Annotated in this window: 15 protein-coding genes; 7 read left to right on the plus strand and 8 right to left on the minus strand. The window is 48.6% G+C overall.

Annotated features, from left to right (window positions below):
• Window positions 1-11 precede the first annotated feature (11 nt).
• Window positions 12-443: a GNAT family N-acetyltransferase gene (locus ACFO4U_RS11265; RefSeq protein WP_215244274.1), complete on the plus strand. Its 432-nt coding sequence runs from the start codon at window positions 12-14 to the stop codon at window positions 441-443.
• 54 nt (window positions 444-497) lie between these two features.
• Here the strand turns inward: ACFO4U_RS11265 and ACFO4U_RS11270 are convergent, their stop codons facing one another.
• The 5 genes from ACFO4U_RS11270 to ACFO4U_RS11290 form a co-directional block, all read right to left on the minus strand.
• Window positions 498-1,427, minus strand: a complete 930-nt coding sequence (locus tag ACFO4U_RS11270; RefSeq protein WP_215244273.1) for a manganese-dependent inorganic pyrophosphatase — start codon at window positions 1,425-1,427, stop codon at window positions 498-500.
• 95 nt (window positions 1,428-1,522) lie between these two features.
• Window positions 1,523-1,657 (minus strand): hypothetical protein, encoded by a 135-nt coding sequence (locus tag ACFO4U_RS11275; protein WP_015880450.1) that lies wholly within the window; start codon window positions 1,655-1,657, stop codon window positions 1,523-1,525.
• 97 nt (window positions 1,658-1,754) lie between these two features.
• On the minus strand, window positions 1,755-2,036 hold the full coding sequence (locus ACFO4U_RS11280) for a HesB/YadR/YfhF family protein (RefSeq protein ID WP_159563320.1): 282 nt from the start codon (window positions 2,034-2,036) through the stop codon (window positions 1,755-1,757).
• Between the two features lie 67 nt (window positions 2,037-2,103).
• Window positions 2,104-3,063 (minus strand): LacI family DNA-binding transcriptional regulator, encoded by a 960-nt coding sequence (locus ACFO4U_RS11285; protein WP_215244272.1) that lies wholly within the window; start codon window positions 3,061-3,063, stop codon window positions 2,104-2,106.
• Between the two features lie 10 nt (window positions 3,064-3,073).
• Window positions 3,074-3,307: a hypothetical protein gene (locus ACFO4U_RS11290; RefSeq protein ID WP_026824564.1), complete on the minus strand. Its 234-nt coding sequence runs from the start codon at window positions 3,305-3,307 to the stop codon at window positions 3,074-3,076.
• A gap of 244 nt (window positions 3,308-3,551) precedes the next feature.
• Here ACFO4U_RS11290 and ACFO4U_RS11295 point away from each other — a divergent pair, with 244 nt between their 5' ends.
• The 4 genes from ACFO4U_RS11295 to ACFO4U_RS11310 all read left to right on the plus strand — a co-directional run bounded on the left by ACFO4U_RS11295 (window position 3,552) and on the right by ACFO4U_RS11310 (window position 7,896).
• Window positions 3,552-4,835, plus strand: coding sequence for an NCS2 family permease (locus tag ACFO4U_RS11295; RefSeq protein WP_215244311.1), 1,284 nt, complete (start codon window positions 3,552-3,554; stop codon window positions 4,833-4,835).
• Between the two features lie 228 nt (window positions 4,836-5,063).
• Window positions 5,064-5,801, plus strand: a complete 738-nt coding sequence (locus tag ACFO4U_RS11300) for a (Fe-S)-binding protein (protein ID WP_074034994.1) — start codon at window positions 5,064-5,066, stop codon at window positions 5,799-5,801.
• Window positions 5,802-5,803: 2 nt separating this feature from the next.
• Window positions 5,804-7,204, plus strand: a complete 1,401-nt coding sequence (locus ACFO4U_RS11305; RefSeq protein ID WP_276551144.1) for a LutB/LldF family L-lactate oxidation iron-sulfur protein — start codon at window positions 5,804-5,806, stop codon at window positions 7,202-7,204.
• Entirely contained in the window at window positions 7,204-7,896 is a 693-nt protein-coding gene (locus tag ACFO4U_RS11310) for a LutC/YkgG family protein (protein ID WP_211781906.1), read from the plus strand. Before ACFO4U_RS11305 ends, ACFO4U_RS11310 begins: the two co-directional genes overlap by 1 nt.
• Before the next feature lie 36 nt (window positions 7,897-7,932).
• Here the strand turns inward: ACFO4U_RS11310 and ACFO4U_RS11315 are convergent, their stop codons facing one another.
• Together ACFO4U_RS11315 and ACFO4U_RS11320 are read right to left on the minus strand one after the other, a co-directional pair.
• Window positions 7,933-8,964 carry a DUF4097 family beta strand repeat-containing protein gene (locus ACFO4U_RS11315; protein WP_215244270.1) on the minus strand — a complete coding sequence of 344 codons (1,032 nt, stop codon included), beginning with the start codon at window positions 8,962-8,964 and terminating at the stop codon, window positions 7,933-7,935.
• Window positions 8,961-9,281: a PadR family transcriptional regulator gene (locus ACFO4U_RS11320; protein ID WP_214784287.1), complete on the minus strand. Its 321-nt coding sequence runs from the start codon at window positions 9,279-9,281 to the stop codon at window positions 8,961-8,963. Before ACFO4U_RS11320 ends, ACFO4U_RS11315 begins: the two co-directional genes overlap by 4 nt.
• Window positions 9,282-9,470: 189 nt before the next feature.
• Here ACFO4U_RS11320 and ACFO4U_RS11325 point away from each other — a divergent pair, with 189 nt between their 5' ends.
• The gene (locus ACFO4U_RS11325) at window positions 9,471-11,426 is read left to right on the plus strand and encodes an ATP-binding protein (protein WP_215244269.1); all 1,956 of its coding nucleotides are present in this window, start codon (window positions 9,471-9,473) and stop codon (window positions 11,424-11,426) included.
• Between the two features lie 33 nt (window positions 11,427-11,459).
• Here the strand turns inward: ACFO4U_RS11325 and ACFO4U_RS11330 are convergent, their stop codons facing one another.
• Window positions 11,460-12,257 (minus strand): glucose 1-dehydrogenase, encoded by a 798-nt coding sequence (locus tag ACFO4U_RS11330; RefSeq protein WP_215244268.1) that lies wholly within the window; start codon window positions 12,255-12,257, stop codon window positions 11,460-11,462.
• A gap of 189 nt (window positions 12,258-12,446) precedes the next feature.
• On the opposite strand from ACFO4U_RS11330, the gene ACFO4U_RS11335 reads away from it, so the two are divergent.
• Window positions 12,447-13,769 (plus strand): hemolysin family protein, encoded by a 1,323-nt coding sequence (locus ACFO4U_RS11335; RefSeq protein WP_236548961.1) that lies wholly within the window; start codon window positions 12,447-12,449, stop codon window positions 13,767-13,769.
• Window positions 13,770-13,869: the final 100 nt, after the last annotated feature.

Raw genomic sequence — 13,869 nt, forward strand, 5'->3', positions numbered from 1 at the left:
AGGGTGAGTAGATGAAGATCGTTCAACAGTGGGATCAGGAAGACAACGACTATATTCGACAGCGCCTGATTGAATATAACGCATCGCAATTACCCGATGAGGTGAAGCACCCCGTCGAGCATGTGAGTTTCATCGTTCGAGATGACTTCAATCAGATTGTCGGGGGCGTTACCGGAACGGTGTTTTGGTACACGATGCACATTCATTTCTTGTGGGTGGATGAACAGCTTCGAGGAAAAGGATATGGCACGCAATTGATGACGCGTATCGAACAATTGGCTATCGAGCATCGATGCCGTCTCATTCAACTCGATACGTTCAGTTTTCAGGCACCTGATTTTTATACCAAGCTCGGGTATGAAATTTTTGGAGTGATTGAGCACCATCCGACAGCCAATCATCAGCAATACTATTTGAAAAAGACTCTTCTCAATCAAAATTAAAACTGCAGACGTATTAACGTCTGCAGTCCCGCTCGAGGCCACGGCTTCGAGTTTTTATTTTGTTGCCGCTTCAGTTAGGAATGGCACGATTTGCTTCTTACGCGAGACGACGCCAGGAAGTGTCGCCAATCCGTTTTGAAGCGTCACGTTGAACGCTTGTTCGAAGAGTTCTGGTTTTGGTCCGACAACGACGGCTTCCGAATCGTTCGTCAAAATGTTCGTGATGGCGAATACGAACAAGTCCAAGTTTTTCGCTGCAACCGTTTTGGCGATTGCGGCTTCAACTTCCGCTTTCCGGTTCAAGACATCGTTCGCATCGACCGTGTTCACTTGTGCGATTTCGACACGATAGTCGCCCATCGCGAATTCTTTCGCATCGAGTGAGATGAGCTCTTCAATCGTTTTTTGGCTAAGGTCCGCACCGGCTTTGAGCATCTCAAGACCGTATGTTTCTGCATCGACGCCAGCGATCTCCGCAAGTTCTTTCGCTGCTTTGATGTCTTCATCTGTGCATGTCGGTGATTTGAAGAGAAGCGAATCCGAGATGATGGCTGACAGCATCAAGCCGGCCATATCCGCAGCAATTTCGACACCATGCTCTTTATACAACTTCAACAAAATCGTTGCCGTACACCCGACTGGCTCCGCACGATAGTAGAGCGGGTCTGCCGTTTGGAAGTTTGCGATACGGTGGTGGTCGATGACTTCAAGGATTCGCACATCTTCAATGCCATCCGCACTTTGCTGGAACTCGTTATGGTCGACCAAGATGACTTCTTCCGCCTCACCTTTCACACTTTCAATCAAGCGTGGTGCTTTCACACGGAAGTGATCGAGCGCATATTGTGTTTCACCGTTCACTTCACCGAGACGAACCGCCTCTGCGTCCATCCCTAATTTCTTTTTCAACTCGGCATAGGCGAGCGCTGACGTGATTGTGTCGGTATCTGGATTTTTATGTCCAAAGACTAGTACTGTACTCATGTCTCATTCTCCTCACTAAATAGTTTTCCCTTATCCATTATAACGCCCACGGCATTTCTTTCAATTCCCAAACAAAAAGAGCCGTGTCTCGGCTCTTATGCTTGTTCATCTTCATCTGTCTCTTCGAGGTCAGAATGATCTCCTTTTGAATCTTCTTCATGGGAGATGTCCGGCTGATCTCGCTTCAACTTTTCTTTTTCTTCTTGTTCACGCTTTTCTTTGTCTGACATATGGTGTCATCCTTTCGAAAATCCGACTTGTCGTAATCTGTTCCCCTAGCTCGATTTCGTCAAACGACATTTCATCAAACGTAAACAAACTGAAACGTCAGGCCTGCACGAAGACGATTTCTTCTCCGCGGAGCTCGACCTTCACGTCTTGTCCTTGGAATAACCATTCGTCTTGTTCTGCCACAACGAAGCGAATCCCATCTGCCTCTGTCTCAACAGCAGCATTGTTCACATCTTCTGTGATGACCCCGACAGAAAAACCGTGCGTCAAGTCTGTCGAACCCCCATATTTTGCAAACAAACGAACCGTTTGACCTGCTTCAACTTCCATCTCTTGTTTGAACCATTGGAGCGCTTCTTCTGTTACTTGAATCTTCATAACATCTCCTCCTCTCGACTACTCCTTTCATTCTAAACGTTTCAAAAGAGTCGAGCGAGGAAGTTGCCTAAAGTGTTGTGCCAACTTGATAGCTCACCGTCATGCCATGCGTTTCCGGTTGAGCACCGCTCATTTCAGCGAGCGTCGTTTCAAATAAGCGTCGCCCGATTTCTTCATTCGGTGAGAGCATCGTCGACAGTCCGAATGCATGACCGATCGGATGTCCGTCAAAGCCTAGCATGGCGACTTCCTGAGGAATCTTGATGTCTCGCCGTTGCATCTCTCCTAAAAATCCGAGGGCGACATAATCAGACGAGAAAAAGAGCGCTCGAGGACGCTCTTTTTGAGAGAGGAACGTTTCAGCTAGCCGAATACCGTCCTCACTCGTCAAATAGCCCGTCCAAATCCATTGCTCACGCGCATGCGCTACTTCATCGAAATAGGCTTGCTGACGCGCAAGGGAACTCGGACTATGGCTTCTTGACAAGATGATTCCAATCTCTTCATATCCATGTTCCTTCAAGACATGAATACCTGATACGAACGACGCGTAATGATCGACATGGATGGACGAAATCGTCTCCGGTGCACCGACGGTCGCCACAGCGATTGGCCCGTACGCGCGGTATGCCTCCATTTCCTTAAAGGACATCTCGTGAGACAAGACAATCGCCCCATCGACTTCACGATGCTTCAATAAATTGAGTGCTTGTCGTTCCTCGCTCAATTTATACTCCGTCTGCCACATGACGAGCCGGTAATCGTGCTCGAGCGCCGCCTTGGCGAGTCCATTGACGAAGAGACCGTAATACGGGTGATCCATATAAGGTAGGATCACGACAATTCGTTGCGTCTTCCCTGTCGACAACGTTAACGCCTGTTGATTCCGCAAATACCCGAGCTCTTTCATCGCTTCATGAACACGGGTCCGTTTTTCTTTCGATACGTACGGATGCTCGTTCAGGACGCGTGAGACCGTCGTCACCGAAACGTCAGCGTGCTTTGCGATATCTCGAATGTTTGCCATTCATCTCACCTCAACTTGTCAGTCTTTGCATATAGTGTACCCACTCTGCTTGCTGACTGTCACCTCTTTCGACGACTTGACAACGGATCGCCTGAACGAGACGGAAGCGCTCTTCTAACGGCAAGTGAAGAAACTCTTCACGGAAACGGGTACACAACATTTTCCCAAACGGTGTATACAACTGATTGATGACGAGCTCGTATACGATTCCACTGCACCATGTCTTCCACGTTGTCGGTTTCATATCGGTTCCCCTCCCTTTGTCTATACCGTATCTTCTGAAACGCGTTTCAGAGCAAGCTTCTTTTTAAAAAAGTTTATTTCCGAACATTTTTTACTATTGTTCCTAATTTTTCATGTTTTTCACGTAAAACAATTGACGGGAATCAAACATTTTTGTATAGTCATCAAGTTGATAACGTTAATTTAATCATTTTTTTCAATTAATGTTCGGAAATAGACCGAAATAAGGAGTTTTATCGATGAATATCTTTCAATTGAAACAACATGGAACGAATGTTAAACAAGAAGTGATTGCTGGGATCACAACGTTCGTGACAATGGCATACATCTCTGTCGTCAACCCGGCGATTCTATCTGATGCTGGGATCCCATTCGCACAAGCTTTCACGGCGACAATCATTGCCATCCTCATCGGAACTGGCTTGATGGCGTTTTATGCGAACTTACCAATCGCCGTGGCGCCAGGAATGGGGCTCAACGCATTTTTTGCTTACACGCTCGTCGCCCAAGAACAGATTGCGCCGTCTGCCGCGCTCGGTGTTGTCTTCGTCTCGTCCGTCTTCTTCTTGATTTTGTCGCTCTCTCCAATTCGGACGAAGTTGATTCAAGCGATTCCAACTTCGTTGAAGCATGCCATCACGACCGGGATCGGTCTTTTCATCGCTTCACTCGGATTAAAATTATCAGGCTTAATTGTTGCTGATGAAGCGAACTTGGTACGTCTCGGTGACGTGTCTTCTCCAGAAGTACTACTTGTACTCGGTGGTTTGATCGTCTCGGCACTCCTCTTTTCACGAAACGTACCCGGTTCTTTACTCATCGGGATGGTACTCACGGGGATTGCAGCATACTTCATGGATATCTTAAAAATCGATGGTGTCACGGCGATGCCAACACTTCCGGAAGGACTCATGGTTAACCCCGTGACGGCATTTAGTGATGTCATTCAATACGGTTTGTTCGGTGCTGTCCTCTCGTTCTTCCTCGTCACTCTTTTTGATACGACAGGTACGCTTGTCGGTGTCGGAAAACAGGCAGGTCTCTTAAAAGAAGATGGAACAATTGAGAATGGTCACCGTGCACTCTTTGCCGATTCACTTGCCACAATGGGTGGATCACTCGTCGGAACGAGCCCGTCTACGGCATACATCGAGTCTGCTGCCGGTGTCGCGCAAGGTGGACGTACAGGTCTCACGACGGCCGTCGTCGCCGGTTTATTCGGATTGACACTCTTCTTCAGCCCACTTATCGGCGCCATTTCTGGCGTAGCGGCAATCACAGCTCCCGCCTTGATTATCGTCGGTGCACTCATGTTGACGAATGTCCGGTACATCGACTGGAGCGACTTCAGCGAATACTTCCCGGCTTTCATGACGATTTTGATCATGCCTTTGTCAGGAAGCATCGAACGCGGCATCGCCTTCGGGTTCATCTTGTACCCGATCTTCAAAGCGATGAACAAAGAGACGGTTCACCCGCTCATCTACTTGTTCGGCGCACTCTTCATCTTGGAAATGTTCTTCCTATAAGTTAGACAGAAGATCCTCGTCATGTGTCGAGGATCTTTTTCTGTTATACGTTCTCCTTAGCTGTTTTATATCAGAAAAGAGATGAATATCTGTTCAGTGAGATACGTTATCAATTAGACAGGATTTTACAAATAAATCAGTTTTTCTCCCCATTTTTCTGTAACTTTCCTACGCTTTATGAAATAATGACGTTGAAATCGCTATCATCAGAAGAAAGAAGGAATGGCTATGCCGAATGTAGCTTTATTCGTCACTTGTTTATCTGATACGTTGTTTCCATCCGTCGGACAAGCGACAGTCGAACTACTCGAACATTTAGGGTGCGAGGTGACGTTCCCCTTTGAGCAGACATGCTGTGGGCAGCCTGCCTACAACAGCGGCTATCATGAGGAGACGAAAAAGGTTGCCAAGCACATGATTGAAACGTTTGAACAAGCAGATGCAGAATATATCGTCGGACCATCGGGGTCGTGTGTCATGATGATGCGCGACTACCCTCATTTGTTCCAAGATGATCCAGTATGGGGTCCTCGCGCTGAAGCGCACGCCGCCAAAACGTTCGAACTGACGCAGTTCATCGTCGATGTGCTCGAAGTCACAGATGTCGGTGCCAAGTTTCCCGCCAAAGCGACCTATCACGCGTCTTGTCATATGACTCGCCTCCTCGGAATCGAAGCGGCTCCCGGTAAGTTGCTCGGAAACGTCGATGGACTGACGATGGTTCCCCTCGCGAACGTACATAACTGTTGTGGGTTCGGCGGGACGTTCTCCGTCAAGATGCCAGACGTGTCGGTACAAATGGTAGATGAAAAAGTCGATTCCATCTTACAGTCAGGCGCAGAGGTGTTGATCGGAGCGGATGCGTCATGTCTGATGAACATCGGCGGACGTCTTCATAAACAGGGACATCCGATTAAAGTGATGCATATTGCCGAAGTCTTGAACGAAGGAGTGAAGCAAGCATGAGCATGGGGATTCGATTGGATGAGAAGTTTCAAGATCGACGAAAAGATGGAATCGAAGATGCGTTCATGCGGCAGGCCGTCAGTTCGGCTCAAAACCGTCTACGGGATGGCCGGTTAAATGCTGCAGGTGAACTCGGGGACTGGGAATCGTTTCGCGACCATTCGGAAGAAATTCGTCAACATGTGCTGGAACATCTGGATTATTACTTATATCAATTGAGCGAGAATGTCTCAAAACGTGGTGGAAGCGTCTTTTTCGCGGAGACACCGGAAGAAGCGAACCGCTACATCCGGGAAGTCGTTCGGTCGAAGCAAGCCAAACATGTCGTGAAATCGAAATCGATGGTCACGGAAGAAATCGGCTTGAACGAAGCACTTCAGGAAGAAGGATGTACCGTCGTCGAGTCCGACCTTGGGGAATGGATTTTGCAACTCGACGAAGACCCACCGTCTCACATTGTCGCCCCGGCTCTGCATAAAGACCGCAACGCTGTCCATGAGACGTTCACTGCTCACGGCTATACCGGTTCAAACGATCCGACTGAACTCGGTCGTTATGCGCGTCAAGAACTGCGCAAAGACTTTTTGAAGGCAGAAGTCGGCATCACCGGCTGTAATTTCGCCATCGCAGAGAGTGGAGCCGTCGGGCTTGTGACCAATGAAGGGAACGGACGCATGGTGACGTCGCTTCCTGATACGGTCATCTCTGTCATGGGCATGGAACGCGTCGTCCCGTCTTATGAAGAGTTCGAGGTGCTCGTCAACATGCTTTGTCGAAGCGCGGTCGGTCAGCGACTCACGTCATACATCACGACATTTGCCGGGACGCGCGCGGTCGGTGAAGTCGATGGACCAGAAGAGTTCCACCTTGTCATCGTCGACAACAAGCGTTCTGGTATTCTCGGGACACAGTTCCAATCGGTGTTGCAATGCATCCGCTGCGCGGCCTGTATCAACGTCTGTCCCGTCTATCGCCATATCGGTGGTCACGCGTACGGGTCAATCTATCCAGGTCCGATTGGTGCCGTCTTGGCTCCGCTTCTTGACGGATACGAGAACTATAAAGAACTCCCCTATGCGTCGAGTCTCTGTGGCGCTTGTACGGAGGCGTGTCCTGTAAAGATTCCGCTGCATGAGCTGTTGATTGAACATCGACGCGTCATCGTAGAGGAGAAAAAGCAATCACCTTTCGTGGAGCGGATTGCGATGAAAGGATTTGCCGTCACCGCTTCGAGCCCATTCTTATTCGAAACAGCAGAACATGTCGCACCGTTTGCGACATCACCGTTCGCCACCTCGGGTCAGATTGAGAAAGGGCTACCGGCTTGGACGGACTCGAAAGACTTGCCGCAGCCGAACAAACAGACCGTCCGAGATTGGTTCAAGAAACGGGGGAATGCCTGATGAATCCTGGTACAATCACAAACCGTGAGGACTTTCTACAACGAATCGCCAAGCAACTCGGTCGTGAGGTCAAGCTCACGCCGCCAAAACGGGAATATACACATCGTCCGCAAGATGAGGTGTTGAAAGGCGCGAGTGAAGAAGAGCTGCTCGAGACGTTCCGCATGGTCGCGACCCGAATCCATACCGATTTGGTGGAATGTGAATCTGCGAAGCTTGATGATACGCTTCGCCTCTTGATTGAACGCTATCATGGCGCACGGATTCTCGCAGAAAACGATGAGCGAATTTCCGCTTGGGCACCTGCAACAAGTGAGACGTTTGATTGGTGGGATTCGTCACAACCCGAAGCGAGTCGAGAGCTGGCCACTCGAGCGGACATCGGCATCACGATTGCGGATGCGGCATTTGCGGAAAGTGCGACAATCGTCCAATATGCGAAGCCTGGTAGATCACGGACGATCAGTCTGTTACCGCAAGACCATATCGCAATCATCCCGAAATCTGTCCTTGTTCCACGTATGACGCAAACAGCACAACAACTCGCCACACTCGACCGAGACGGTCTCCATTCCCCGAACGGTGTCAATTTCATCTCTGGTCCGTCGAACTCGGCCGACATCGAGATGAACCTCATCGTCGGCGTTCATGGTCCTGTTCGAGTCGCCTATGTGTTGGTACATGATTTATAAGTATAGCCCCTCCATCGATCGATGGAGGGGCTATGTTCATCCTGATACGGTGACGCTCCCATTTGAGCTCGTTAATTTCACTTCAATCGATCCGTCTCCAAATACGCACTCTTTCGACCGCTCTCCAAACACATCAACTTTCCCATTTCGTGACTTCGCACGAATCGTCACATCTTCCGGACGTTCATCGACATGTAAGTCAATCTTCCCATTGTTCGTCTTCAAGCGAATCGGTGCTTGAATCGCTTGTACGGAACAGTCTATCCGTCCATTAGAAGTTTTGGCATCGACCGCTCCCGTGACGTGATCGACATCGATTCGACCGTTCGAGGAATGGATGTTGATCCGCTCGAGCTGAGAATGTTTCGCTTCGACACGACCGTTTGAGGAATGAAGCTCCCAATCGTGACCGTGACAGCTTGATGCGAGCACTTTTCCGTTCGATGTGCGCAGGACACCATGACGTGCTTGAATGTGATGTGCGACGATTCGACCGTTCTCACTCTCCACGTGGAACCGTTCCGCTTGGAGATCTTGTACATCACTCGAACCGTGACGATTTTTCAATTGAATCTGATGATAGGCGTGATGAGGCAATTCAACCCGAAGTACAGGTGCCTTTGACCCAAACCATGAAAACAGGTCCGAAAGACCGAAACGACGTTCGGATTCAATCCGGATTTCTAACGTGTCCCCGACGATATCCATGACTACCCCATGGTCGGTCTCTGTTTCAAGTGTCGCATAAGCGTACCCATCTTGTGATGGTGTCACGAACACCTGCGCATGTTGAACTTGAATGAGGACGCTTTGGAAGGCTACGTTCGAACTTTTGACCACCGCAGGCGGTCGCGTCGAGACCGATTCTTCAATATCGACAGAGGCGAGCAATTCCGATGCGAGTATGTTCGGTTCCCCTAATTCACGTGCCAATTCTTCGTCACTTCTTCCTTCTAATCGACCACTCGTGAAATATTCCGATACGTCTCGTAAAATATCAAGCCGATCTTTCACCTTCACGTTCATCAATAATTGTTCGAGCTCTGACAAGTACTGTTCTTCATTCATCTGTCGTCTCCCCCTCGGATTAAGTCATTGACACCGTTCGTGAATACGTTCCATTCCGTTCGCAACTCAGTCAAATGTATTCGTCCTTGTTCCGTAATCTGATAGTACTTCCGTGGAGGGCCCTCTCCAGATTCCATTAAATACGTTGTGAAATAGCCCTCTGTCGTCAGCCGACGCAACAACGGATAGACCGCACCTTCTGAAATGGCTACTTTGGCCGAAATCGCTTGGACGAGTTCATAGCCGTAGCGGTCTTGTTCCGCTACAAGCGCCAGCACACAAAGATTGAGTACGCCCTTCTTGAATTGAGGATTCATGATCCCACCCCCTACTATACATAGAACAATAGCACATCAATCACTACTATTCAATAAACAATAGTATTCATTCCCCTGATTTCTCAATATCTAGCTTCTGAGGAGGTGAATCTGTACAATAAAAGAACGACACTCGTAGGATATTTGTCACAGTCGGAATGTTCATCATTCTAGGAAGGAACGGTCTTTATGAAGTCATGGATTGACCAGCGGATCGGAAGACAATTTTTATTCGTCTTCTATTTATTCATCGGACTGATCCTCCTCACATCACTTGCCGTATATGTGTATACGGAAAACCAAATCGAACAGACGACGTCATCGCTCGAGAACATCAGTGAACGGCGCACAAATGCGACCGAATTGTTCGAGACATGGCAGTCGATGCAATATGAAATGCGCGGCTACGTACTCCTCGGAGACGATGCGATGCTAGAGCGCGTACAAGATAAACAAGTTTTGATTGACGAACAGACGACTTGGTTCGAACAGAACGCCGTAACCGATAAGGAAAAAACGTATGCGAGCGATGCCCGTACGCTGTTTGTCGCTTATCAAGAACGCGTCATGCCGAGCCTTGAACGTTATGTAGAAGGAAAACGGGACGGAAGTGTGACCGAACCCTTTTTAAAAATGCCAACGCTCGGGAAGGTAAACCCTCAAAAAGAGCCGCCGGCAGACCGTAAATTTAAAATCAACTCAAAAAGTGCCGCAGATATGAGCGCGAGCATCGTCGATATGGAGAGCGTCTTCACGGAATATCGGAACTCACTGAACGCAGAAGAGGATGCGCTCCGTGCTCAGCTTGCGACCCATACGAAGTGGGCACAAGCTCTTTGGCTCCTCTCTTTACTCGGTGTTCTCTTCATTCTCTTTATCGTCGCCCGTCCATATGTGAGACGCTTAACTGGTCAACTGCAGGAGTTGATCGAAAACAGTAAGCGCCTTGCCGGAGAACGACAGCCAATCACACCGGCGGCAGCCCAATCTAAAAATGAAGTCGGGCAATTGACAACATCGTTCCGACAGATGGCTACATCTCTCACGACACAACGCTATCGGATTGAAGAGGAGCGTGAGAAGACAGCGCGCCTTCTGCACTCGATTCGCGATGCCGTCATCTATGTCGAACACGCAACAAGCGAAAAAGTAGCGAACCAAGCGTTGTTCGTCTTATTCAATCAACCGATTACGAAGCGAAATGAAGTCGATTTATATCGTTTAGACGCTAGCCTTGAGGAGCTCGGACTGCAGGTCGACCAAAAGGATGCCTTTTTCGCGTTCATGGAACGTTCATTCGATGGACAGTGTAAAGAAGAGAGCGTCACGTTCTCGATGAATCAGGAAGAGCGCTTTATTCAAATGTATGCGGAGAAGATTTACTTGCGAGGAACACGTCATGGAACGATGCTCGTTTTCCGTGACGTGACGCACGAGACCGAAGTCGACCGTCTGAAAACCGAACTCGTTTCGACCGTCTCTCACGAACTCCGGACTCCGCTCACAAGTATCATTGGATTCACTGAACTCCTTCGTTTCCGAAATCTTTCATCTGAACGTTCCGAAAAATATTTAGGAATGATTCATCAAGAGACATTGCGTCTTGAAGACTTGATTTCGAACTTGCTCGATGTACAACGGATGGAGTCTGGACAACAGACGTACCATAACGAACCAGAGCGTCTGTCCGCTATTCTTGAGCAAGCGATCTCGGTGCATCAAGGCTCAAGCCAACATCATCACATCACGTTTGATTGCACGGAAGACGTCTATGTATACGGAGACCGGACGCGACTCAATCAACTCTTCATGAACCTACTGCACAACGCTGTGAAGTATTCGCCTCGGGGTGGCGAAATCCATGTCCGTGTCACATGTGAACGACCGGATTGGATTGACATTTCAATTGAAGATCACGGTATCGGGATTCCCCAAACCGCGCTACCAAAATTGTTTGACAAGTTTTATCGCGTCGACAATTCCGCCAGTCGAAAAATCGGAGGGACCGGTCTCGGTCTCGCGATTTGTAAAGAAATCGCTGAAGGTCACGGTGGAACGATTCACGCTACCTCAAACATCGGCAAAGGCTCTATGTTCACTGTCAGCCTTCCCAAGTCGGATATGACCAATCAAATGAGTAGCTAAACGAAAAGAGGGTGCATCATCGCACCCTCTTGTTTATTGGACTTTGTTCTCTGGACCAAATGACGGATAGAGCGAAAGCCCACCGTCCGCAAAGATGGTTGTCCCCGTCACATAGGACGACTCATCCGACGCGAGCCAAGCGGCAACGGCTGCGATTTGTTCCGGCTTCCCGATGACGTGAGATGGGATGAGCGCTTCTAATCCCTTCTTCTCTTCCGGGTCGCTCATCGTCTCTTCGTTGATTGGTGTATCAATCGCCCCAGGTGCGATTGCATTGACACGAATATGGTTTGGAGCATACTCAAGCGCGACGGATTTCGTGAACATTTTCACGCCACCCTTGCTGGCTGCGTAATGTGTATACCCCGGACGCGGGATGACTTCGTGAACAGAAGACATATTGATAATGTTCCCCTCGATTTCATTCTCAACGAAGTATTTTAAAGCAGCACGAACACCAAGGAACGTCCCGTTCAAGTTGACGTCGATAATCTGCTTCCAGTTATCAAACTCCATCTCATGTGTTTTTGCCTCGACTTGTACGCCGGCATTATTCACGAAAATATCCATCTTCCCAAACTCAGAGATGGCTTTTTCAATCATCTTCTCCGCGAGTCCTTCCTCCGCGACGTCTCCTTTCACGGCGACAGCCTTCCCGCCAGCTGCCTCGATTCCACGGATGACTTCTTCCATCTCTTTTTCACTGTTGCGGTAATTCAGGACAACGCTCATCCCTTCTTTTGCGTAACGCTCCCCGATGGCACGACCGAGCCCCTTCGAGCTGCCCGTGATGACCGCGACTTTGCCTTTTAACTCTGGATAGTTTGCCATGTCAATTCCTCCTTCATCTTCTCGGGTTTAGTTCCCGCATTCCCCTCTTCATCAAACATGATTGGCTGCATTTTGAATATTTGAAACAAATCAACTATACTGAAACAAACTATTCGTTTTCAGGAAACGCCTGAAAGACGTTTGATCTTATACTCAATGGAGGTGACTCCCCGATTTTTGGGGGAATTGTTGGACAGTCCCATGTTACTCAGCTTACTCGTCGTTGCACTTTTAATCTTTTTGACTGCCTTTTTTGTGGCAGCCGAATTTTCAATTGTGAAAGTGCGTGGCGCTCGACTCGACCAGCTCGTGCTCGAAGGAAATAAGAGAGCGGTCAGCGCGAAAAAAGTCATCGAGAATATCGACGACTCCCTTTCTGCCTCTCAGTTCGGAATCACGCTTTCTGCACTCGGCCTTGGATGGATTGGTGCCGATCAAATCGAAGCGTATATCCACACTCTGGTCGAACAATTGAACATATCGCCATCTCTCGTGACATTCTTGTCGTTTTTGATTGCCTTCTTATTGATTGCGTTCGTCCATGTCGTCATCGGTGAACTCGTGCCAAAGACACTTGCAGTTCATGAAGCGGAAAAACTGACGCTCCTCGTCGCACGTCCGCTCTACGTCTTCACAAAAATTTTCTATCCGTTTATTCGGGCCTTGAACAGTATGGCTCGAATCACACTTCGCTTATTCGGGGTACAGACGACAGCGCAAGAAACGGCACACTCGGAAGAAGAACTGAAAATCATCATGACGGAAAGTTTCCGTAGCGGTGAGATCAATGAAAACGAGTTGGCTTATGTACAAAATATCTTCTCCTTTGACGAACGGATCGCCAAAGATGCCATGGTCCCACGAATGAACATGGTGACAATCGATGAAGAAGATACGATTGAAGAAATCATTGCCGTTGTCGAAGAGCATCAGTATACACGCTATCCTGTCACACGAGATGGCGATCGCGATGACGTTCTCGGATTCGTGAATGCGAAACAGCTCTTCACTGCTCAACTTTCAAAAAATGATGCACCGTTCGAGTCGTTCATTCATCAATTGCCGCTCGTCACCGAGTTCACGCCACTTCAAGAAGCGATGGTGAAAATGCAAAACGCGCAGACGATGATGTGTCTCGTCATCGATGAGTACGGCGGGACGGCAGGACTGTTGACGATTGAAGACATTTTAGAAGAAATCGTCGGCGAGATTCGAGACGAGTTCGATCGAGACGAACAGGCTGAAATTACAGAAGTCGCTCCGAAACATTATCGCCTTTCGGGACTCGTTTTAACGCAAGAACTCGAAGAGCGGTTCGGCATCGAAATCGAAGATGACGTCGATACGGTCGGTGGATTCGTTTTATCACAAAAAGCGAATGCCCGAACAGGCGAGCGCTTCCTTTTACCTGGCAACCATGAACTGATTGTCAGTGAAGTCGATAACCACCGCATCGTCTTTGTCGACTTGATTCTCGCCTCTCACGAAGAGGAAGAACCATTATCTGAATGATGCTTTCTTTAAACCCTTCTCCGAAATATGGAGAAGGGTTTTTCTCGTTTGCACCGAACTGTCGCTATATTTTCGCCTCTTCCCGTGATATACTGCACAT

The sequence above is a fragment of the Exiguobacterium profundum genome, from assembly GCF_042652865.1.
Taxonomy (GTDB): domain Bacteria; phylum Bacillota; class Bacilli; order Exiguobacteriales; family Exiguobacteriaceae; genus Exiguobacterium; species Exiguobacterium profundum.

What these genes read in the sequence shown, in the direction of transcription:
- ACFO4U_RS11265 (WP_215244274.1), top strand. Translation starts at nt 12, where the DNA reads ATGAAGATCGTTCAACAGTGGGATCAGGAAGACAACGACTATATTCGA.
- ACFO4U_RS11270 (WP_215244273.1), bottom strand. Translation starts at nt 1,427, where the DNA reads ATGAGTACAGTACTAGTCTTTGGACATAAAAATCCAGATACCGACACA.
- ACFO4U_RS11275 (WP_015880450.1), bottom strand. Translation starts at nt 1,657, where the DNA reads ATGTCAGACAAAGAAAAGCGTGAACAAGAAGAAAAAGAAAAGTTGAAG.
- ACFO4U_RS11280 (WP_159563320.1), bottom strand. Translation starts at nt 2,036, where the DNA reads ATGAAGATTCAAGTAACAGAAGAAGCGCTCCAATGGTTCAAACAAGAG.
- ACFO4U_RS11285 (WP_215244272.1), bottom strand. Translation starts at nt 3,063, where the DNA reads ATGGCAAACATTCGAGATATCGCAAAGCACGCTGACGTTTCGGTGACG.
- ACFO4U_RS11290 (WP_026824564.1), bottom strand. Translation starts at nt 3,307, where the DNA reads ATGAAACCGACAACGTGGAAGACATGGTGCAGTGGAATCGTATACGAG.
- ACFO4U_RS11300 (WP_074034994.1), top strand. Translation starts at nt 5,064, where the DNA reads ATGCCGAATGTAGCTTTATTCGTCACTTGTTTATCTGATACGTTGTTT.
- ACFO4U_RS11305 (WP_276551144.1), top strand. Translation starts at nt 5,804, where the DNA reads ATGGGGATTCGATTGGATGAGAAGTTTCAAGATCGACGAAAAGATGGA.
- ACFO4U_RS11310 (WP_211781906.1), top strand. Translation starts at nt 7,204, where the DNA reads ATGAATCCTGGTACAATCACAAACCGTGAGGACTTTCTACAACGAATC.
- ACFO4U_RS11315 (WP_215244270.1), bottom strand. Translation starts at nt 8,964, where the DNA reads ATGAATGAAGAACAGTACTTGTCAGAGCTCGAACAATTATTGATGAAC.
- ACFO4U_RS11320 (WP_214784287.1), bottom strand. Translation starts at nt 9,281, where the DNA reads ATGAATCCTCAATTCAAGAAGGGCGTACTCAATCTTTGTGTGCTGGCG.
- ACFO4U_RS11325 (WP_215244269.1), top strand. Translation starts at nt 9,471, where the DNA reads ATGAAGTCATGGATTGACCAGCGGATCGGAAGACAATTTTTATTCGTC.
- ACFO4U_RS11330 (WP_215244268.1), bottom strand. Translation starts at nt 12,257, where the DNA reads ATGGCAAACTATCCAGAGTTAAAAGGCAAAGTCGCGGTCATCACGGGC.